Annotated in this window: 19 protein-coding genes, 1 pseudogene and 1 riboswitch; of the genes and pseudogenes, 13 read left to right on the top strand and 7 right to left on the bottom strand. The window is 73.6% G+C overall.

The annotated features are described in order from the left end of the window. Positions 1-5: 5 nt before the first annotated feature. Positions 6-734, top strand: a complete 729-nt coding sequence (locus CLV72_RS27430) for a hypothetical protein (RefSeq protein WP_146159587.1) — start codon at positions 6-8, stop codon at positions 732-734. Next, positions 731-1069, top strand: a complete 339-nt coding sequence (locus CLV72_RS27425; RefSeq protein ID WP_106252092.1) for a hypothetical protein — start codon at positions 731-733, stop codon at positions 1067-1069. The genes CLV72_RS27430 and CLV72_RS27425 overlap by 4 nt, the downstream gene beginning before the upstream one ends. 121 nt (positions 1070-1190) lie before the next feature. Here CLV72_RS27425 and CLV72_RS27420 read toward each other — a convergent pair whose 3' ends face one another. Next, positions 1191-1673: an Lrp/AsnC family transcriptional regulator gene (locus CLV72_RS27420; protein WP_106252090.1), complete on the bottom strand. Its 483-nt coding sequence runs from the start codon at positions 1671-1673 to the stop codon at positions 1191-1193. A gap of 201 nt (positions 1674-1874) precedes the next feature. On the opposite strand from CLV72_RS27420, the gene CLV72_RS32960 reads away from it, so the two are divergent. The 6 genes from CLV72_RS32960 (at position 1875) to CLV72_RS27390 (ending at position 8825) form a co-directional block, all read left to right on the top strand. Next, positions 1875-3533, top strand: a complete 1659-nt coding sequence (locus CLV72_RS32960; protein ID WP_211303133.1) for a serine/threonine-protein kinase — start codon at positions 1875-1877, stop codon at positions 3531-3533. Positions 3534-3597: 64 nt separating this feature from the next. After that, positions 3598-3987 carry a hypothetical protein gene (locus tag CLV72_RS27410; protein WP_106252088.1) on the top strand — a complete coding sequence of 130 codons (390 nt, stop codon included), beginning with the start codon at positions 3598-3600 and terminating at the stop codon, positions 3985-3987. 77 nt (positions 3988-4064) lie between these two features. Beyond that, positions 4065-4161, top strand: a riboswitch (glycine riboswitch). 155 nt (positions 4162-4316) lie between these two features. Continuing rightward, entirely contained in the window at positions 4317-5444 is a 1128-nt protein-coding gene (gene gcvT / locus CLV72_RS27405; protein WP_106252085.1) for a glycine cleavage system aminomethyltransferase GcvT, read from the top strand. 76 nt (positions 5445-5520) lie between these two features. Next, complete coding sequence (gene gcvH, locus CLV72_RS27400) at positions 5521-5910, top strand: glycine cleavage system protein GcvH (protein WP_106252082.1); 390 nt, start codon at positions 5521-5523, stop codon at positions 5908-5910. Positions 5911-5924: 14 nt separating this feature from the next. After that, complete coding sequence (glyA, locus tag CLV72_RS27395) at positions 5925-7199, top strand: serine hydroxymethyltransferase (RefSeq protein WP_106252080.1); 1275 nt, start codon at positions 5925-5927, stop codon at positions 7197-7199. A gap of 120 nt (positions 7200-7319) precedes the next feature. Further along, positions 7320-8825, top strand: a complete 1506-nt coding sequence (locus CLV72_RS27390; RefSeq protein WP_170141134.1) for an L-serine ammonia-lyase — start codon at positions 7320-7322, stop codon at positions 8823-8825. Between the two features lie 44 nt (positions 8826-8869). Here the strand turns inward: CLV72_RS27390 and CLV72_RS34015 are convergent, their stop codons facing one another. The 3 genes and pseudogenes from CLV72_RS34015 to CLV72_RS34010 form a co-directional block, all read right to left on the bottom strand. Further along, entirely contained in the window at positions 8870-9193 is a 324-nt protein-coding gene (locus tag CLV72_RS34015) for a type II toxin-antitoxin system RelE family toxin (protein WP_425428130.1), read from the bottom strand. Further along, complete coding sequence (locus CLV72_RS27380; RefSeq protein WP_106252077.1) at positions 9147-9428, bottom strand: type II toxin-antitoxin system Phd/YefM family antitoxin; 282 nt, start codon at positions 9426-9428, stop codon at positions 9147-9149. The genes CLV72_RS34015 and CLV72_RS27380 overlap by 47 nt, the downstream gene beginning before the upstream one ends. A 133-nt stretch (positions 9429-9561) precedes the next feature. Continuing rightward, positions 9562-9648: pseudogene (locus tag CLV72_RS34010) on the bottom strand (pyridoxamine 5'-phosphate oxidase family protein); the annotation flags it as partial. Positions 9649-9738: 90 nt separating this feature from the next. Between CLV72_RS34010 and CLV72_RS27370 the strand changes: the two are divergent. Further along, positions 9739-10812 carry a cation diffusion facilitator family transporter gene (locus tag CLV72_RS27370; RefSeq protein ID WP_106252075.1) on the top strand — a complete coding sequence of 358 codons (1074 nt, stop codon included), beginning with the start codon at positions 9739-9741 and terminating at the stop codon, positions 10810-10812. Between the two features lie 13 nt (positions 10813-10825). Here CLV72_RS27370 and CLV72_RS27365 read toward each other — a convergent pair whose 3' ends face one another. Both CLV72_RS27365 and CLV72_RS27360 read right to left on the bottom strand, forming a co-directional pair. Beyond that, positions 10826-11656 (bottom strand): gamma-glutamyl-gamma-aminobutyrate hydrolase family protein, encoded by an 831-nt coding sequence (locus tag CLV72_RS27365; protein ID WP_106252072.1) that lies wholly within the window; start codon positions 11654-11656, stop codon positions 10826-10828. Positions 11657-12065: 409 nt separating this feature from the next. Continuing rightward, complete coding sequence (locus CLV72_RS27360) at positions 12066-13799, bottom strand: AMP-binding protein (protein WP_106252069.1); 1734 nt, start codon at positions 13797-13799, stop codon at positions 12066-12068. A 147-nt stretch (positions 13800-13946) separates the two neighbouring features. On the opposite strand from CLV72_RS27360, the gene CLV72_RS27355 reads away from it, so the two are divergent. From CLV72_RS27355 to CLV72_RS27345, 3 genes are all read left to right on the top strand, one after another. Then, complete coding sequence (locus CLV72_RS27355) at positions 13947-14861, top strand: DUF4429 domain-containing protein (RefSeq protein ID WP_106252067.1); 915 nt, start codon at positions 13947-13949, stop codon at positions 14859-14861. A gap of 109 nt (positions 14862-14970) precedes the next feature. Then, on the top strand, positions 14971-16041 hold the full coding sequence (locus CLV72_RS27350) for a hypothetical protein (RefSeq protein ID WP_106252063.1): 1071 nt from the start codon (positions 14971-14973) through the stop codon (positions 16039-16041). 125 nt (positions 16042-16166) lie between these two features. Continuing rightward, entirely contained in the window at positions 16167-16820 is a 654-nt protein-coding gene (locus tag CLV72_RS27345; protein ID WP_146159585.1) for a hypothetical protein, read from the top strand. Between the two features lie 16 nt (positions 16821-16836). On the opposite strand, the gene CLV72_RS27340 is transcribed toward CLV72_RS27345, so the two are convergent. Beyond that, the gene (locus tag CLV72_RS27340) at positions 16837-17619 is read right to left on the bottom strand and encodes an SDR family NAD(P)-dependent oxidoreductase (RefSeq protein WP_106252058.1); all 783 of its coding nucleotides are present in this window, start codon (positions 17617-17619) and stop codon (positions 16837-16839) included. 340 nt (positions 17620-17959) lie between these two features. Between CLV72_RS27340 and pip the strand changes: the two genes are divergently transcribed. Beyond that, complete coding sequence (pip, locus tag CLV72_RS27335) at positions 17960-18916, top strand: prolyl aminopeptidase (protein WP_106252056.1); 957 nt, start codon at positions 17960-17962, stop codon at positions 18914-18916. Positions 18917-18923: the final 7 nt, after the last annotated feature.

The raw sequence follows: 18923 nt of genomic DNA, 5'->3' as shown, positions 1-18923 counted from the left end.
ATGGAATGCTTCTGCCTGAGGTGCTGCGCGAGCTTCCAGTGCCATGGTGTCTGTCCGATCCGGTTCAGCGGCGCGATGCACTGGAACGGCTGCCTGCCACTCCGGATCAGCGTGCTGTGGCTCTTTCTGCTCTGGAACGCGGTTTGGCGTATACGGTGCAGCTCGGCCCGTATGCGGAGGATGACGATATGAATTCGTATCCCGCGCTCAATGATCATTTCGATGAGGCATGGGTCTTCTTCGGCAGGGACTTGACGGCGCGGATGCCGACGTTTCGTGATGCTGATCGTGCGACGGTGGTGGCGTGGCTGTCGTCGATCGACACCGAGCTGCTGTTCGGTGAGCGGTGGGCCGAGCCTCCTGACGCCGTCGTGGACGACCTGAGCCGCCTCTGGGCCAATGGCAAAGCCATCGGGTTGAGTGCAAGCGCCGTGCGCTGGCTCCAAGCCGCCTTCCGCGATGGTGATCCATCGGAGGATCCAGCGCTGGTGCGGGACCGGGAGCGCTTCGTGGCGCTGCTGAAGTCGGCGATTCCTAGATTGCCCTGGCGTGAGGCGATGCAACCCATCGGCGTCATCTGGTCTCTCGGTCACGATCGCGAACTGGAGTACTTCGCCGCGCTGGCCGACGACCCGGCTCTCCATCCCAAGACCCGCGCGGAGGCCGCCCACTACCGCGAAATCTGCGAGGACGAGCGCGCCGCCCGTGAAGCCCAGGAGGGCGGTATCGAGTGAACCGATCGCTCTTGCCTGAGGTGTTTCGTGGGCTTCCGGTGCCATGGAGTCTGTCGGACTCGATCCAGCGGCGGGATGCGCTGACGGCTTTGTCGGCCACGGCGGACCAGCGGAGCGTGGCGCTTGCCGCCTTGGAGCACTCCCTGGCGTTCATGGCGGCGCTCGGCCCTGATGAGGACGACGACGAGCCGAATCCCTATCCTGCGCTCAATGACCCTTTCGACGAGGCGTGGATCTTTTTCGGCAAGGACCTGACCACGCGGATGCCGACGTTCCGGGATGCTGATCGTGTGTCGGTGGTGGCGTGGCTGTCATCACGCCGCCTTGGCGGCTGATCCGGCACTCCACTCCAAGGTACGTGAGTCGGTTGAGCACTATCGGCGGATCTGCCAAGACGAGCGCGCCACCCGTGAAGCCGAAGAAAACGGCGCCGAGCCGCCGTCCGGCTGACCGCGGCTACCCCGTCGGCGGCTCGGCGGCCGGGGCGGGGCGCTCGAACAGGGGGGAGAGCACCAGGGTGGTGCGGGTGCGCTCGACGTACGGCAGCGCGGTCAGCCGTTCCAGGACCCGTTCGAAGTGGCGCACGTCGGCGGCGCGTACCCGCAGCAGGGTGTCGGCGTCGCCGGTGACGGTGCTGGCCGACACGACCTCGGGGATGGCGGCCAGGCTGCGGGCCAGCAGGGAGGGCGCCGGCTGCCCCGAGCAGTACAGCTCCACGTAGGCCTCGGTGCTCCAGCCGAGCACGGCCTGGTCGATCACGGCGGTGAAGCCGGTGATGGCGCCGGTGCCGACCAGGCGGTCGACCCGCCGCTTGGCGGCGGGCGCCGACAGGCCGACCCGGGCGCCGATCGCGGCGTAGCCGGCCCGGCCGTCGCGCACCAGCAGCGCGATGATCTTCTCGTCGAGGGCGTCGAGGCGCGCCCGGGCATCAGCGCTCATGCGGTCAGTGTGGCAGGACCGCGGTGCCGCCGCGGCGGGGAGCCGGGCGGCCGACCTGCTGTTCGGCCTGTTCCGGACACCGGGAACTCTCCGGACCGGCCACCGGGCCACCGTCCGGTTTCGGTAGGTTCGTTTGGTAGGCGCGCCGGCCGGAGGGCTCGATGCGCGTTGACCACCCACCATCCCCCCGGGAGCCTCCGCATGTCTGTCGGCCAGCCGCTGCTCGTTGGAGACCCGCGCGAGGTGGGCGGCTTCCGCATCCTGGCCCGGCTCGGGCAGGGCGGCCAGGGCGTGGCCTACCTCGGCGAGGCCCCGGACGGAGAGCAGGTCGCGGTCAAGGTGCTGTCCGCGCTGGGCATGCGCGACCCCGGTCACCGCGAGCGCTTCGTGCGCGAGGCGGCCGCGGCGCAGCGGGTGGCGTCCTTCTGCACCGCGCAGGTGGTGCGGGCGGACTTCGACCACGACCCGCCCTACATCGCCAGCGAGTACGTCTCGGGCCCCTCGCTGAGCGAGTCCGTGCGGACCGACGGGCCGCGCCGGGGCGCGGCGCTGAACCGGCTCGCGGTGGCGACGGCGACCGCACTGGTCGCCATCCACGAGGCCGGGATCGTGCACCGCGACCTCAAGCCGGCCAATGTGCTGATCGCCGCCGACGGCCCGCGCGTGATCGACTTCGGAATCGCCAGGATCGCCGACAGCGGCACCTTCACCGGCTCGATCGTGGGCACCCCGGCCTTCATGGCGCCCGAGCAGATGGCCCCGCACGCCGCAGTCGGAGCGGCCGCCGACGTCTACTCCTGGGGCGCGGTGATGGTCTTCGCCGCCACCGGCCGCGCCCCCTTCGCCGGCGACTCCCTGCCCGCGGTCATGCACCACGTGATGCACTCCGCGCCCGACCTCGGTGAACTGGACGGCCCGCTGCGCGCCCTGGTGGCGTCCTGCCTGAGCAAGGACCCCGCCGCCCGGCCCAGTTCGCACGACGTGCTGATGTCCCTGCTGCGCGGCCGCCGCGGCGCCACGCCCGTGCTCGCGGCGCCGGTCGCCGCCGAGGCGCCGACCGCTCCGCCCCCCGCCTTCCCGCCCGCCGCCCCGGCCCGCGCCGACGCGGGCGGCCCCGCGCCGCTGCCGCCCGGCCGCGGCACCGGGGCGGCCGCGCCCACCGGCCCGTCCGCGCAGCCCGAGCCCGCCGGCCGCGAGGCCGACACGCTGCCCAGCGACGGGCCGGGCGGACGCCGGCGGCGCCGGCCGGCGGCGGTGGCGGCCGGTGTGCTCGGCACGCTGCTGCTGGCCGCCGCCGTCGGAGGCGGCGCCTACTACCTCGGCGCCGGGGGCGGCGCCGAGGGCGGCAGCCCGGTGGTGCAGGCCGGGCAGGAGCTGCCGCCCGCCTCGCCCGCCGCCGCCTCGGGCGGCGAGCCGACCGGCGGGGCCTCGCGGAGCCCCGCCCCCGACCTGGGCGGCGGGACCAGTGTGTCCGGCTCCAGCGTCGTCGAGGTCGAGGAAGAAGAGGAAGAGGACTCCAGGGGCGCGGGCAGCGGCACGGCCTCCCGGGGCTTCGACGGCGACTACGTCGGCACCTGGGTGGGCGCCGGCCAGACCGCGGCCGGGGCCCGCGACTTCACGATGGAGCTGGCCGAGGGCGCCACCTCCGCCACCCTGGCCGCCACCGACGGCTCGTGCACCATCACGCTGACCCTCTCCGGGGACTCCGGCGACGGCTACAGCACCACAGCCGGCCACACCGACCCGCCCTGCGCCACCCACACCGGCGCCGACCTCGTCCTCACCGGCGGCCGCCTGGTCATCATCTGGCACGGCCCGGACTCCGACGGCACCGTCACCTTCCCGATGAACCGGAGCTGAGCCCGGCCGCCCGCCGCCGCCCACCCCGGGACGGGCGGCGCGAGCGGGCCGGGACAATGGGCGCATGCACGCTCTGGACATCATCCGCGTCTTCCTGCACGTCCTGGCCGCCACGGTCTGGGTCGGCGGCCAGCTGACCCTCGTCTTCCTGCTCCCGGTGCTGCGCCGCCACGAGGGCGCGCCGCGCGAGGCGGCCCGCCGCTTCAACGTCGTGGCGTGGACGGCCTTCGCCGTGCTGCTGGTCACCGGGGTGTGGAACCTGCTGGCCGTCGGCGGCTTCGACGTGGCCGAGGGCTACCGCCGCATCCTGGAGATCAAGATCGCCGTGGTGCTGCTCTCAGGTGTCGCCGCACTCCTGCACATGTACGTCTCCTCGCGCCGCGGCAAGGCGATCTGGGGCGCGCTCAGCGGCCTGAGCGCCATCGGCGCCCTGCTGCTCGGCGTGATGCTGTAGGGCGCGCCGCCCCGGACCCGGACGGGCGCACCCCCTGGGAGCGGGCGGGCGGCGCTGCTACGCTGGCGGGCAGCCGACGACCCCGTGCGGGAGAGTGTCCGGGCCGCCAGCCCGGACCGCCGAAGGAGCAAATCCTCCCCGGAACCTCTCAGGCCGCTGGACCGCGCGGACGAGGCAGCTCTGGAAAGCAGGGGTCCGACGCCCCTCGCCGAAGGTGCAAGCGCCGTCCCGCCACGCCGGGACGCGCGTGAAGCTCTCAGGCTCCGATGACAGAGGGGGAGGATGGCGGCGTCAGCACCGCGCGCCGAGTCCTCCAGGAGCCGCTTCCCATGACCCCGACGCCATCGGACGCTCCGTCCCCCCGGGCCACTCCGCTGCACGCCGTGCACCGGCGGCTGGGCGCCCAGCTGGTCGACTTCGCCGGCTGGTCGATGCCGCTGCGCTACGGCAGCGAGACCGCCGAGCACCGCGCCGTCCGAGAGGCGGCCGGGCTCTTCGACCTCTCCCACATGGGCGAGATCGCCGTCACCGGCGCCCAGGCCGCCGAGCTGCTCGACTACGCGCTGGTCGGCCACCTGTCCGCGCTGAAGCCGGGCAAGGCCCGCTACACGATGATCACCGCCGCCGACGGCGGCGTCATCGACGACCTGATCGTCTACCGGCTCGCCGAGGACGACTACCTGGTGGTGGCCAACGCCGCCAATGCCGCGACCGTCCGCGAGGAGCTGGCGCACCGCGCCGCCGGCTTCGCCGCCGAGGTCGCCGACCGCTCCGACGAGCACGCGCTGCTCGCCGTGCAGGGCCCGAGGGCCGCGGCGATCCTGGCCGGGCTCACCGCCACCGACCTGGACGGCGTCGGCTACTACGCGGGCCACCGCGCCGAGGTCGACGGCCGCCCGGTGCTGCTGGCCCGCACCGGCTACACCGGCGAGGACGGCTTCGAGCTGTTCTGCGCCCCCGCCGACGCCGAACCGCTGTGGGAGGCGCTGACGCGGGCCGGCGCGGGCGAGGGGCTGGTGCCCGCGGGGCTGTCCGCCCGCGACACCCTGCGGCTGGAGGCCGGGATGCCGCTGTACGGCAACGAGCTGACCCGCGAGGTCACCCCGTACGAGGCGGGCCTGGGCCGGGTCGTCCGGCTGGACAAGCCCGGCGACTTCGTCGGCCGCGACGCCCTGGCGCTGCGCGCCGAGTCCGGCCCGGCCGCCCGGCTGGTCGGGCTGGCGGGGCGCGGCCGCCGCACGCCCCGGCACGGCCACCCGGTGCTGTACGAAGGCCGGCGGGTCGGCGAGGTCACCAGCGGCGCCCCCTCGCCGAGCCTGGGCCGGCCGATCGCGATGGCCTACATCGCGGCCGACCTGCCCGTGGAGCCGGGCGCCGACGGCCTCGCCGTCGACGTGCGCGGCCGCGCCGAGCCCGTCGACCTGGTGCCGCTGCCCTTCTACCGGCGCGAGCGCTGACCCCGACCCGAACAGAACCGTCCGCGGAGCGGCCCCGGGCAGCCGGGCGCCGTGCCAGACTTACCGGGAGCACATCATGGATACCAAGATCCCCGCCGAGCTGGGCTACACCAGCGAGCACGAGTGGGTGGCGGTCTCCGGCGACACGGCGACCGTGGGCATCACCGCCTACGCCGCCGAGCAGCTGGGCGACATCGTCTACGTCGAACCGCCGGCGGTGGGCAGCACCGTGACGGCGGGCGAGACCTGCGGTGAGGTGGAGTCCACCAAATCGGTGAGCGACGTCTACGCGCCGGTCAGCGGCGAGGTCGCCGAGATCAACCAGAACGCGGTCGACGACCCCGAGCTGGTCGGCTCCGACCCCTACGGCCAGGGCTGGCTGTTCAAGGTCTCCCTCAGCGCCGCCCCCGACGACCTGCTCACGGCCGAGCAGTACGCCGAGATCACCGGCGGGGACTCCGAGTGAGAGGGAGCGACACCATGACCGACCCGCTGGGCGGCGGCCACGACGCGACACTGTCGGAGGTGGACCCGGACGTGGCGGCGGCCGTCGCGGCCGAGCTGGGCCGGCAGCGCGACACGCTGGAGATGATCGCCTCCGAGAACTTCACCTCGCGGGCGGTGCTGGAGGCGCAGGGCTCGGTCCTGACGAACAAGTACGCCGAGGGCTACCCGGGCCGCCGCTACTACGGCGGCTGCGAGTACGTCGACGTGGTCGAGCAGCTGGCCATCGACCGCGCCAAGGCGCTGTTCGGCGCCGAGCACGCCAATGTGCAGCCGCACGCGGGCGCGCAGGCCAACACGGCCGTGTACTTCGCGCTGCTGTCGCCGGGCGACACCATCCTCGGCCTGGACCTCGCGCACGGCGGCCACCTCACCCACGGCATGCGGCTGAACTACTCCGGCAAGGTCCTCAACGCGGTCGCCTACCACGTCCGCGACAGCGACGGCCTGGTCGACATGGACGAGGTGGCGGCACTCGCCAAGGAGCACCGGCCGAAGATGATCGTGGCGGGCTGGTCGGCCTACCCCAGGCAGCTGGACTTCGCCGCCTTCCGCGCCGTCGCCGACGAGGTCGGCGCGCTGCTGCTGGTGGACATGGCGCACTTCGCCGGCCTGGTCGCGGCCGGGCTGCACCCCAACCCGGTGCCCTTCGCCGACGTGGTCACCACCACCACCCACAAGACGCTGTGCGGGCCGCGCGGCGGGCTGATCCTGGCCCGCGAGGAGTACGGCAAAAAGATCAACTCCGCGGTCTTCCCCGGTCTCCAGGGCGGTCCGCTGGAGCACGTCATCGCGGCCAAGGCCGTCGCGCTCAAGCAGGCCGGCGAGCCGGCCTTCCGCGAGCGCCAGCAGCGCACCGTGGCGGGCGCCCGCATCCTGGCCGAGCGGCTGGGCCGCGCCGACATGGCCGAGGCGGGCGTCAAGGTCCTCACCGGCGGCACGGACGTGCACCTCGTCCTGGTCGACCTGGTCGGCTCGCAGCTCGACGGCCGCCAGGCCGAGGACCGGCTGCACGAGGTCGGCATCACGGTGAACCGCAACGCGGTCCCCAACGACCCGCGTCCGCCGATGGTCACCTCGGGGCTGCGGATCGGCACCCCGGCGCTGGCCACCCGCGGCTTCACCGAGGCCGACTTCGCCGAGGTGTCCGACATCGTCGCCGCCGCGCTGCTGCCCGAGTTCGACGCCGCCGCGCTGCGCGGCCGGGTGGCGGCGCTGACCGCCAAGCACCCGCTGTACCCGGGGCTGTGACCGGCCCCTGAGCCCGCGCGCACCCGCCCGCACCACCGGGCGGGTGCGCGGCCCCCGGCGGCGCCGGGAGACCCCCGGCCGCCGCCGAGCGGCACCGCGAACGCCCACCGGAGGCCCACCGTGCCGACGCCCGCACCCGTCCCGCAGACCGCGGCGGTACCCGCCGCGGCCCCGCTGAGCGCCTTCGACCTGTTCACCGTCGGCATCGGACCCTCCAGCTCGCACACGGTCGGCCCGATGCGGGCCGCGCGCACCTTCGCGCGGCTGCTGCTCGACTCCGACCTGCTGGAGCGCACCGCGGGCGTGCGGGCCGAGCTGTTCGGCTCCCTCGCGCACACCGGCCGCGGCCACGGCACCGACCGCGCCGTCCTGCTCGGCCTGCTCGGTGAGACACCCGAGGATGTCGACCCCGACGCGGTGCCCGCCCTGGTCGAGCGGGTGCACGCCGAAGGCGTACTGCCGCTGCTCGGCCGGCAACCGGTCGCCTTCGACGCCCGCGAGCACATCGTCTTCCGCCGCGGCCGCCCGCTGCCCGGCCACCCCAACGGCCTCCGCTTCACCGCCACCGCCGCCGACGGCACCGAACTCGCCGTGCGCGCCTACCACTCCGTGGGCGGCGGCTTCGTCGTCCCGGCGGATGTGGAGCCCGGGGCGGCCGGGGACGCGGCGGCCGGCGCCGGGCCGGAGGAGGCGTCCGGGCGGTCGTCGGGCGCGCCCGTCCCCGGCGGCCGGTCCGCGCCGGTGCTCCCGTACCCGTTCGCCAGCGGCGCGGAGCTGCTGGAGCGGTGCCGGCAGTCGGGCCTGCCGATCAGCGGGGTGGTCCTGGCGAACGAGCGGGCGCTCGGGCGGAGCGCGGCGGAGGTCCGCGCCGGGCTGCTGCGGATCTGGGCGGTGATGCGCGGCTGCGTGCGGCGCGGCTGCGCGACCGAGGGCACCCTTCCCGGCGGCCTGGCCGTACCGCGCCGGGCGCCCGGCCTGCACCGCCAGCTGTCCACCGCCGACCCGGGCCTGATGGCCGGGCACGACGACCCGCTTCGGGTGATGGACTGGGTCACCCTGTACGCGCTCGCCGTCAACGAGGAGAACGCGGCGGGCGGCCGGGTGGTGACCGCGCCCACCAACGGCGCGGCCGGCATCATCCCGGCCGTCCTGCACTACTACACCCGCTTCGTGCCGGGCGCCGGCGACGACGGCGTGGTGCGCTTCCTGCTCACCGCGACCGCCGTCGGCATCCTGTGCAAGACCAACGCCTCCATCTCCGGCGCGGAGGTCGGCTGCCAGGGCGAGGTGGGCTCCGCCTCGGCCATGGCCGCCGCCGGCCTGGCCGAGGTACTGGGCGGCGACCCCGCCAGGGTCGAGAACGCCGCCGAGATCGCCATGGAGCACAACCTCGGCCTCACCTGCGACCCGGTCGGCGGCCTCGTCCAGGTCCCGTGCATCGAGCGCAACGCCGTCGCCTCGATCAAGGCCATCAGCGCCGCCCGCATCGCCCTGCGCGGCGACGGCAGCCACCTCGTCTCCCTCGACCAGGCCATCGCCACCATGCGCGAGACCGGCCGCGACATGCTCGACAAGTACAAGGAGACCAGCCGGGGCGGCCTGGCGGTGAACGTGATCGAGTGCTGAGAGCGGGCGCGGTCCCCGACCCGGGTCACGAGGGCGCTCGTCGGTCAGCGTGAGCGGTACACGTCGGCGCGGTGCTCGATCGCGGTGACGGTCATCTGCTCGTCATCGATTTCATACAAGACGCGGTAGGCGCCTCGGCGTGCCGACCGGGTGCCCGCGTACGGAGGCAGAGCATCAGCCGCTTGCCCACACGGTGCGGACTGTCCAGCAGCGTGGTCGTAATGAACTCGTAGACGGCGGACGCCACTTTCTCGGGAAGGCGTGCTGCGAGCATGCGAGCGGCCGGGCCGGTGACGATGAGCCGGTACCTGTCGGCTGAGTTCACCCCGACCGCTTCCGTTTGGCCATGAGGGCGGCCAGGTCGCCAGCGTCGAGTACGTCTCCCGCGGCGATGGCGGAACGCGACTCGGCGAGTTGCCGCAGCAGGTCAGGCTCGGCCAGTACGTCGAGGGTCTCTTCCAGCGCGGCCAAGTCGTCTGGGGAGACCAGGATGGCCGCCGGTTCTCCATGCCGAGTGATCGTGACTCTCTCGTGCGTGCGGGCGACCTCGTCGATCAGTTCGGACAGATGGTTACGCACGTCGGTCAGCGGCATCGTCGTCATGCCCTAGTGCTAGCGGAGGCACGGCGATACTGGCGTGATTTCTGTACAGAGAATCGAGTCGAGTCGGACGGCATCGCCGACCGCGTCGGTTCCCGTCACACCGGTAACCGAGGTCCTTGGCGCGCAGGGAGTCCGGGCGCACGGTGGGTCCGTCGGTGGCGACCCGGGCGGTCAGCGGCCGTGCGAGGAAGGCGTCGACGTCAAAGGGCTGCGGGCTCATGCGCGCCAACGGTAGCCGGGTCGGTCAGTGGGGCCCGCAACCGGGCCCCGAGGGCGCGTGCCCGCAGATCGGCGGGGCAGCGGGCGCGGCATGGACACGCGTTCCGAGGGCGGGACGGCGCCGGTCCCGCCGCGAGGGGAAGAGGCGTCCGGCGGTGATGGCGAGAGCAGGCTGACGGTCATCGTCGCGCTGCTGGCCAATCTGGGGATCGCGGTGGCCAAGGCGGTCGCGGCCGTGATCACCGGCTCGGCCGCGATGGCGGCCGAGGCGGCGCACTCGGTGGCCGACAGCTGCAACGAGGTGCTGCTGCTGCAAGGGCTGCGGCTGAGCGCGCGCCCGGCCGACCGGCGGCACCCCTTCGGCTACGGCAAGGAGCGGTACTTCTGGTCGCTGCTGGTGGCGGTGACGATCTTCGGCATGGGCGCGCTGTTCGCGTTCCTGCAGGGTTTCGAGGCGCTGACCGGCGGCCGGGGCGAGCAGGAGGACCCGCTGGTCGCCTATGTGGTGCTGCTGGTGGCGATGGCGCTGGAGACGGTGTCGTGGGTGCGGGCGCTGCGCGACGCGGGCCGCGCCGCCCGCGAGCACCGGCAGCGGCTGCTGGACTACGTGCGGCACACCGACGACCCGCCGTCCGTGGTGGTGCTGCTGGAGGACTCCGCGGCGCTGGTGGGCCTGCTGCTGGCGCTCGGCGGGATCGGCCTGCACCAGCTCACCGGCTCGGCCGTCTGGGACGGGATCGCGTCGCTGCTGATCGGGGTGGTGCTCACCCTAGTCGCGCTCGCGCTGGGGCGGATCAACCGGAACCTGCTGATCGGCAGCCAGGCCGATCCGCGGCTGGTGCGGGCGATCGGCGGGCGGCTGCGGGACGCGCCCGAGGTGGAGGCGCTGGTGGACCTGGTGACCATGACCACCGGCCATGACAAGGTGCTGGTCTGCGCCCGGCTGGACTTCCGCGACACGCTGAGCTCGGCCGAGCTGGAGCGCGCCTGCGTGCGCATCGCCGAGGAACTGGGCCGCGAGCACCCCGAGGTGGACGAGGTCTTCCTGGAACCGGTGCCGCGCGACGATCCCGCCATCCGGGCGCACGTGCTGGCCCGCTACGGCTGGAACCTCGACGACCGCCCGGCCGACCGCGACGGCGGGGGCCGGGGCGCGGCCGGGTGAGCGCGGCGCCGCCTCAGGCGACGGCGGTCACCGAGCGGGCCGCGCCGGCCAGCCGGGCATCGGCGGCGGCCTGCACCAGCCAGGCGAACAGGCTGGGGTCCTCGCCCTGCTCCGGGTGCCACTGCACGGCCAGCAGCCGCGGGTACGCGGCCGCCTCCAGCGCCTCGACCACCCCGTCGGCCGTCCAGGCGACGGCGGCGAGCCCGGAGCCGAGGCGGTCGACGGCCTGGTGGTGGTAGGTGGGTACGTCCAGCTCGGTGCGGCCGAGCGCCGCGGCGAGCCGGCTGGCCGGCTCGACCAGCACGGGGTGCTCGCTGAACTCGCCCCGCTCGCCGCGGTGGCACACGGCGGCGGGCGGCGCGCCGGGGGAGTCGGCGAGTTCGGCGAGGCCGGCGCCCGCGCCGTCGCCGGGGCCGTCGGCGGCGGCCGCCGCGGCGGACAGGAGGTCGGGCAGGTGCTGGTGCAGGGTGCCGCCGAAGGCGACGTTGAGCAGCTGCATCCCCCGGCAGACGCCGAGTACGGGCAGGCCGGCGCGCAGTGCCGAGCCGAGCAGCGCCAGTTCGGCGTCGTCGCGCTCGGGCTGCACCCGGTCGGTCTCGGGATGGGGCTCGGCGCCGTAGCGGGCGGGGTCGACGTCACCGCCGCCGGCCAGCAGCAGGCCGTCCAGTCGCTCCACGGCCGCGCCCATGCCGGGCACCGGGGGCAGCAGCACCGGCACACCGCCCGCCGCGGCGACTCCGTCGACGTAGCCGCTCGGCAGCAGCGCGGCGGAGTACTCCCAGTCCGACCAGCGTGCGCGCTCCAGGTAGCTGGAGATGCCGATGACCGGACGCACGGACGTCATGGTGCGCCTTCCCCCTCTGCGATCGCCGGACGGGTCCGCGCGGCGTACCCGTCCGTGATGTCCCCGTCCCGACGTTCCCAGGAGGGGGCACCGGAATCATCGTAACGAGGGCGGCGGGGTGAACGAGCACGGCATGCGGCGCTTAAGCCCTGGTCACAGCGGCTGGACCGCCTCGCCCGCACCGGATCCGGCGCCGTCCGTTCGAATCGGTATCCGTCTCGACCGATCGGCGCGGATCCGCCCGGATCCGTCCGTCGGATCCTTCACCTGACCCGGGGGCGCTGCTCGCCGGGGAACGGCCGGAACGGCGTTCGACCGGGGGAGAACGGACACGGCCCGCTCCGACGCCGCATCGCGGACGGCGCCCCCGCGCCCGGTCCAGGGCGGGGAGGCGCCCCGTGCCCGGCGCTCAGCCCTTGAGGTCGGGGAAGTCCTCCTCCCAGAACTCGCCCGGCAGGCGAGCGCCCTCGCCGGTCGCCTCCGGCGGCCGGTGCTGCTCGCGGCCGCGCAGTTCCACGCGGCGGATCTTGCCGGAGACCGTCTTGGGCAGCTCGGCGAACTCGACCCGCCGGACCCGCTTGTAGGGCGCCAGCCGCTCTCGGGCGTGCCGCAGGATCGACAGCGCCACCCGGTGGCCCGGCTCCACCCCGGCCGCCAGCGTGACGTAGGCCTTGGGCACGGCCAGCCGCAGCGGGTCGGGCGAGGGCACCACCGCCGCCTCGGCCACCGCCTCGTGCTGGATGAGCACGCTCTCCAGTTCGAAGGGCGAGATGCGGTAGTCCGACGCCTTGAACACGTCGTCGGTGCGGCCCACGTAGGTGATGTAGCCGTCGGCGTCGCGGACCGCCACGTCGCCGGTGTGGTAGAAGCCGTCGCGCATCGCGGCGGCGGTGCGCTCGGCGCTGTCGCGGTAGCCGGTGGTCAGGCCGAGCGGGCGCGGGTCCAGCGGCAGGCAGATCTCGCCCTCGTCCGCCTGCGCGCCGGTGACCGGGTCGATCAGCGCGACCTCGTAGCCGGGCAGCGGGCGCCCCATCGAACCGGGCCGCACCGGCTGCCCCGGCGGGTTGCCGATCTGGGCGGTCGTCTCGGTCTGGCCGAAGCCGTCGCGCACGGTCAGCCCCCAGGCGCGCCGGACCTGCTCGATCACCTCGGGGTTCAGCGGCTCGCCCGCGGCCACGGCCTCGCGCAGCGGCACCCGCCACCGCGACAGGTCGGCCTGGATCAGCATCCGCCACACGGTCGGCGGCGCGCACAGCGTGTCGGCGCCGCACGAGACGACCCGGTCGAGCAGGGCGTCGGCAGAGAAGCGCCCGTAGTCGACCACCAGCACCGTCGCCTGCGCGTTCCAGGGGGCGAACACGCTGCTCCAGGCATGCTTGGCCCAGCCGGGCGAGGAGACGTTGAGGTGCACGTCGCCGGGGCGCAGCCCGATCCAGTACATCGTGGACAGGTGCCCGACGGGGTAGGAGGCGTGGGTGTGCTCGACCAGCTTGGGCGCGGCGGTGGTGCCGGAGGTGAAGTAGAGCAGCAGCGGGTCGGTGGCGCGGGTCGGCCCGCTCGGCTCGAAGTGCTCCTCGACCTGGTAGGCGTCGGTGTAGGACAGCCAGCCCTCGGCGGGGCCGACCGAGACGCGGGTCCAGTGCCCGCCGATCCCGTCGAAGCGGCCGGTGTCGGCGGCGTCCGCCACCACGTGGGCGACCTTGCCGCGCTCGATCCGGTCGGCGATGTCGTCGGCGGTGAGCAGCGGGGTGGCGGGGATGACGACGGCGCCCAGCTTGATGGCGGCCAGCAGGGTCTCCCACAGCTCCACCTGGTTGCCGAGCAGCAGCAGGATGTGCTCGCCCCGGTCCACCCCCTGGGCGCGCAGCCAGTTCGCCACCTGCGAGGACCGCCGCGACAGCTCCCCGTACGTCAGCGAGGTCTCGGCGCCGTCGAGCGCGACCACCCGCAGCGCCGGGCGGTCGGGGTGCTCGGCGGCGATCACGTCGAACCAGTCCAGCGCCCAGTTGAAGCGGTCCAGCACCGGCCAGTGGAAGGCGCGGCGCGCCCCCTCGGGATCCTCCCGGTGCGTCAGCAGCAGGTCCCGGGCGGTCCGGAACGCCTCGGTGGCCTCGCGGCCGGCGGATGCGGTGCTGCTCGACATGGCCTACCTCCGAAGATGTGCGCCCAAGGCGCGCACGGTCGTCGGCCCGCGCACGCCGTCGCCGCGGTCGGCCCTAGATGACCTCCCCCGGCAGCGCGGAACCGAACCTCCGTCCACGGCGCGCCGCTGCCTACACTGGTCGGCACTATGGACGAGTTGCGCGGAAACCACGCCACGTGGCGCTTTGACGGGGCGTCGGTGGACATCACCTACGACACCGGCTGGCGGGCCAACCCGCTGCACCGCGCGCTCGGCCAGACCCGGGTACCGGCCGAGGCCATCGGCGCGGTGGAGTTCCGCACCTCCGGCCGCCGGGCCTGGCGGCTGCGGCTCCGGCTGCGGCCCGGCCTCGACCCCTACGCCCTGGCCGGCGGCGCGCTGCGCCCCGACACCGACCCCTACCTGCTGTCGGGCACCGCAGGTTCGCAGCTGACGGCCGAGTACTTCGCCGACCAGGTCAGAACGGCCGCCGAACTCACCCCCGACGCCGAGTCGCCCGCGCGGCTGCGCGAACTGCTCGCCCCGGCCGTGCCGGTGCACGTCCAGGTGGCCGAGGGCGTGGCGGCCTTCGACGGCGCGGCCGTCACCCTGGAATGGAACGGATCCCACGCCAGCGGCGCCAAGGCGCGGCAGCGCTCCAAGGAGTACCCGCTCGCCGGCCTCAGCCGGGTGGTGTGGGCGCCGGGCGTCAGCGGCGACTACGGCTACCTGCGCCTGGTGCCCAAGGGGGCGCCGAGCGGCCCGGTCAAGCAGGCCAAGGACTTCACCACCCTGCTGTGCTGGGGCAAGAAGCAGGAGGCGTCCCTGCTGCTGGTCGCCGCCGCCATCGCCGCCCGCCTCGACTTGGAGCCGCGCGCCCTGCCCGCCGCCGAGTCGGAGCCCGCCCCGGCGGCCCTGCCGGCCGCCACGCCGGCCCCGGCCGGCGTCGCCGACCCGCCCACCGCCGACGACGACCAGCGCACCTTCGCCCGCATCCGCGAACTGGGCCGCCTCCGCGACGAGGGCCTGATCACCGAGACGGAGTTCGAGGGCAAGAAGAAGGAGCTGCTGGACCGCTTGTGAGGGTCGGCGGCCGGCGAACGACCGCCCGGCACCGCGGCCGGAAAGCGCGTGCACGTCCCGTGTCCGTCGACGTACGCTGAGCCGTCGGCGAGCGCGTCTGGAGGGCCGCGTGGGCGCGATGGACCGCTGGACGGCCGGGAGCGGCGACCGCCCCGCCGAGACCCGGGACGCCCGGCGCGAAGCGCCCGGGGACCGGCTGCCCGACGACGCCCGCACCGTGCTCCGCCGGCTCGCCGACCAGGCCGACGCCGCCGCACACGACCCGAGCGCCCTCGACCCCCTGGCCCCGGACCGCACCGACCTCGACACCGTGGTGGACACCTGGGCCGCGACCATCGGCCCAGCGGACACCCCGGACCACCGCACCCGCGAGGACCTGGCCGTACTCGCGCGCACCGCGCACCGCCTCAACGCCCTCCCGGACGCGGCCGCCCTCTGCCGCCGGACCGACATCCCCGTCCACCAGGCCGCCCGCGACCTCGCCGACCTGGAACGCTCGGACCGCCTGGCCGGATCGCCCCGCCGCCGCGACGACGTCCTCACCGGCATACTGCGCCAACTCGCCGGCACCGACCCCGCACACGCCATCGGCGCCGCAGCCGAACTCCGCGCCGCGGCACGCGTACTGGGAGGTGAGACCTTGGCCGAGGACAGCAGAATCGCGCTGGACGCCCGGGAAGGCGAGCGCATCGACCTCGGCGGAGGCGTGGTCCTCGGTGATATCGCGCCGGTTCCCCAGGCCGACCTGGTCTACGTGACCACCGACGGCGTGATCAACCTGGCCGAGGTCAAGGCGACGGCGCAGACGCTTGCGGACAAGTTGCGGAAGGATCCGAAGCAACTGGAGCGGATGGTCGAGTGGCGGGATGCCGAACCTGCGGCGCGGCGGGTAGAGATGCACATCTCCACTGATGCGGGGTGGACAGGAATGTTCAGCCTGTTGAATAGAAGTGATTGGGAAAGTTTTGCGGTCAACGGATTGATAGCTGAGAGCATTCCGATGAGAATCAATGAGATTGAGCTTTCGCCAGACCGGTTGTCTGCCCTGCGTGATGCGACGCTTCGCGCCTTTGAATCTGACCACAAGGCGAAATCGCCTCGGGAATGGTTCGCGAGGCATCTCCCGACCTTGGACGCCGCCCGCGATTTCCTGCGGCCCTATGGACTGGATTTTCTGTGAACCGATTTCTTCTCTCAGAGGTGCTGCGACGACTTCCCGCGCCATGGTGTCTGTCGGACGGAGATCGGCGGCGCGAGGAGTTGCAGCGGCTTCCCGCCGTGCCGAGTCAGCGTGCTATGGCCCTTGTGGCCTTGGAGAACGGCCTGGCTTATGTGGTCGCTCTGAAGGACCGGGATGACGATGATGAGGGCAGCCCCTATCCGGCGCTCAACGATCATTTCTATGAGGCGTGGTTCTTTTTCCGCAAAGCCCTGGATCTGCGAATGCCGACATTCCGTGATGCGGATAGGGCGACGGTGCTGGAGTGGCTGTCGAGCGAAGTCGACTTGGAATTCCTGTTCGGTGAGCGGTGGACCGAACCTCCTGACGCCGTCGTGGACGACCTGAGTCGGTTCTGGGTCTACGGCACGGTGGTCGGCATGAACAGAGATGCCATACGCTGGCTTAAGGCCGCCTTTCGTGATGAGGGCGGCCCGTCAATGGACTCCGCGCTGGTGCCGGATCAGAAGCGTTTCGTAGCGCTGCTCAGGTCGTTCATCCCTTGGTTGCCATGGCGTGAGACGGAGCAAGCTCTCATCGCTATCTGGGCCTTCGGTCACGACCGCGAACTTGAGTACTTCACCGCCCTGGCTGACGACACTTCGCTCCATCCCGAGGTCAGAGAGTCGGCCGCCCATTACCGGCGGATCTGCGAACGCGAGCGCGCCGCCCGTGAGGCCGAGCAGGCCGGGGATGCCGCACAGGCCGACGACTCCGGCATCGAGTGGCCCTCGGCCTGAAGCGGCCGGGTGGCCGCTACGCCGGTTCGTGGGCCTCGGGGTCGCGGGCGAGGATGGAGCGGCCGCCGTCGACGGGGACGGTGGCGCCGCTGATGAAGGAGGCGCGGTCGGAGAGCAGGTAGGCGATGGCGTCGGCGACCTCGCCGGTGCGGCCGACCCGGCCGACGGGGTGGAGGTCGCGCATCTGGCGCTCGATGCGGGCCGCCGTGGCCGGGCCCTGCTCCACCAGGAAGGCTTCGTAGCGCTCGGTGCGGATCGAGCCGAGGGCGACCGTGTTCACCCGGACACCCCTGGCGCCGTACTCGACGGCGAGGGCGCGGGTCAGGCCCTCGATGGCGGCCTTGGCGGTGACGTAGGGCAGGCAGCCGGGCACCGCGCGGGCGGCCTGGTGGGAGGAGACGTTCACGATCGCGCCGCCCGCGCCCGAGGCCAGGAAGCGCCGGACGGCGACGGTGCAGCCCACCACGGCGGGGGCGAGGTTGCGGCCGATCAGGTCGAGCACCAGGCCGGAGGGGTCGGTGTGGACGGAGGCGTCGCGGAACACCGCCGCGTTGTTCACCCAGCCCGCCAGCGGGGCGGCGCGCTCGGCCAGGTCGGCGGCGCGTGCGGCGGTCGCCTCGTCGGCGGCGTCGCCGACCACGGGCAGGACGCGCTCGCCGGCCGGGTGGCCCGCGGTCCAGGTGAGCGCGGCCGGGTCGGCCTCGATGGCGACTACGGCGCCGCCGTCGGCGAGCAACCGCTCCACCACCGCGCGGCCCACCCCGCGGCCTCCGCCGGTCACCACATAGCTACGGCTCACGCGCGACCTCCCGATGGCGGTCCGGACCCGGGTCGGGGCACCGACCGGACACCGCCACGTTACCCGGCGCCCGTCCGTCCGCCCCGCGCCGCCCGATCGCCGTCGCCGCGCCCGCCCAGACGCCGTCCGACGGCGCCTCGCGGCCCCGCCCGGGCGCCGTTCGGTAACGCCTCAGCAAGGCTTCCGCATCGGAGGTGAACTTCGCATCGATTGGGGCACGTCCGGTGCGGACCGTGTGCCGCGCTGACCCTCGGCCTCGGACTATCTAAGCTGGCGGAGTCGATCACACGCCCCCGCCGATCGTCGTCCCCTGATGCCCCCATGTTGGAAAGTTCCGTCAATGCGCTCTCTCTATCCGCCGATCCAGCCCTACGACCAGGGTGTCCTCGACGTGGGTGACGGCCACCGGATCCATTGGGAGCTGTGCGGCAACCCCGCGGGCAAGCCCGCGGTCTTCCTGCACGGCGGTCCGGGCGCCGGATGCTCCCCGGCGCACCGCAGGCTCTTCGACCCCGAGCGCTACCGGGTGCTGCTGTTCGACCAGCGCGGCTGCGGGCGCAGCACTCCGCACGCCAGCCGTCCGGACGCCGACCTGACTACCAACACGACCTGGCACCTGGTGGCCGACATCGAGCGGCTGCGCCGGATGGCCGGGGTCGACCGGTGGCTGGTCTTCGGCGGCTCGTGGGGGAGCGCGCTGGCGCTCGCCTACGCCGAGACGCACCCGGAGCGGGTGAGCGAGCTGGTGCTGCGCGGCATCTTCACCCTGCGCCAGCAGGAGCTGCGCTGGTTCTACCAGTCGGGCGCGTCCTACCTGTTCCCCGACCTGTGGGAGCACTACCTGGCCCCGATCCCCGAGAGCGAGCGCGACGACCTGATCGGCGCCTACTACCGGCGGCTGAACTCCGCCGACCCGGCCGTGCGGCTGGAGGCGGCGACGGCCTGGAGCGTGTGGGAGGGTTCGACGATCACCCTGCTGCCCGACGCCGACATCCGGGCCCAGCACGCCGAGCCGGGCTACGCGCTGGCCTTCGCCCGGATCGAGAACCACTACTTCGCCAATGGCGGCTTCTTCACCGAGGAGCAGTTGATCCGCGACGCCGCCAAGCTCCAGGACATCCCCGGCGTCATCGTGCAGGGCCGCTACGACGTGTGCACCCCGCCGCAGACGGCCTGGGACCTGCACCGCGCCTGGCCGCAGGCCGAGTTCCACCTGGTGGACGACGCCGGCCACGCCTTCAGCGAGCCGGGCATTCTGGACCGGCTGGTCACCGCCACCGATACCTTCGCGCGCTGAGGCGGCG

It is taken from the genome of Allonocardiopsis opalescens (genome assembly GCF_003002095.1).
Taxonomy (GTDB): Bacteria; Actinomycetota; Actinomycetes; order Streptosporangiales; family Streptosporangiaceae; genus Allonocardiopsis; species Allonocardiopsis opalescens.
This window is presented reverse-complemented; position numbering and strand designations above follow the sequence as displayed.

Excerpts from the sequence above, each read along its gene's own strand:
- CLV72_RS27380 (WP_106252077.1), bottom strand. The coding sequence starts at position 9,428 with ATGACGACGATGCCGCTGACCGACGTGCGTAACCATCTGTCCGAACTG.
- gcvH (WP_106252082.1), top strand. The coding sequence starts at position 5,521 with ATGGATACCAAGATCCCCGCCGAGCTGGGCTACACCAGCGAGCACGAG.
- CLV72_RS27420 (WP_106252090.1), bottom strand. The coding sequence starts at position 1,673 with ATGAGCGCTGATGCCCGGGCGCGCCTCGACGCCCTCGACGAGAAGATC.
- CLV72_RS27430 (WP_146159587.1), top strand. The coding sequence starts at position 6 with ATGCTTCTGCCTGAGGTGCTGCGCGAGCTTCCAGTGCCATGGTGTCTG.
- CLV72_RS27410 (WP_106252088.1), top strand. The coding sequence starts at position 3,598 with ATGCACGCTCTGGACATCATCCGCGTCTTCCTGCACGTCCTGGCCGCC.
- CLV72_RS27355 (WP_106252067.1), top strand. The coding sequence starts at position 13,947 with ATGGACGAGTTGCGCGGAAACCACGCCACGTGGCGCTTTGACGGGGCG.
- gcvT (WP_106252085.1), top strand. The coding sequence starts at position 4,317 with ATGACCCCGACGCCATCGGACGCTCCGTCCCCCCGGGCCACTCCGCTG.
- pip (WP_106252056.1), top strand. The coding sequence starts at position 17,960 with ATGCGCTCTCTCTATCCGCCGATCCAGCCCTACGACCAGGGTGTCCTC.
- CLV72_RS32960 (WP_211303133.1), top strand. The coding sequence starts at position 1,875 with ATGTCTGTCGGCCAGCCGCTGCTCGTTGGAGACCCGCGCGAGGTGGGC.
- glyA (WP_106252080.1), top strand. The coding sequence starts at position 5,925 with ATGACCGACCCGCTGGGCGGCGGCCACGACGCGACACTGTCGGAGGTG.
- CLV72_RS27360 (WP_106252069.1), bottom strand. The coding sequence starts at position 13,799 with ATGTCGAGCAGCACCGCATCCGCCGGCCGCGAGGCCACCGAGGCGTTC.
- CLV72_RS27370 (WP_106252075.1), top strand. The coding sequence starts at position 9,739 with ATGGACACGCGTTCCGAGGGCGGGACGGCGCCGGTCCCGCCGCGAGGG.
- CLV72_RS27365 (WP_106252072.1), bottom strand. The coding sequence starts at position 11,656 with ATGACGTCCGTGCGTCCGGTCATCGGCATCTCCAGCTACCTGGAGCGC.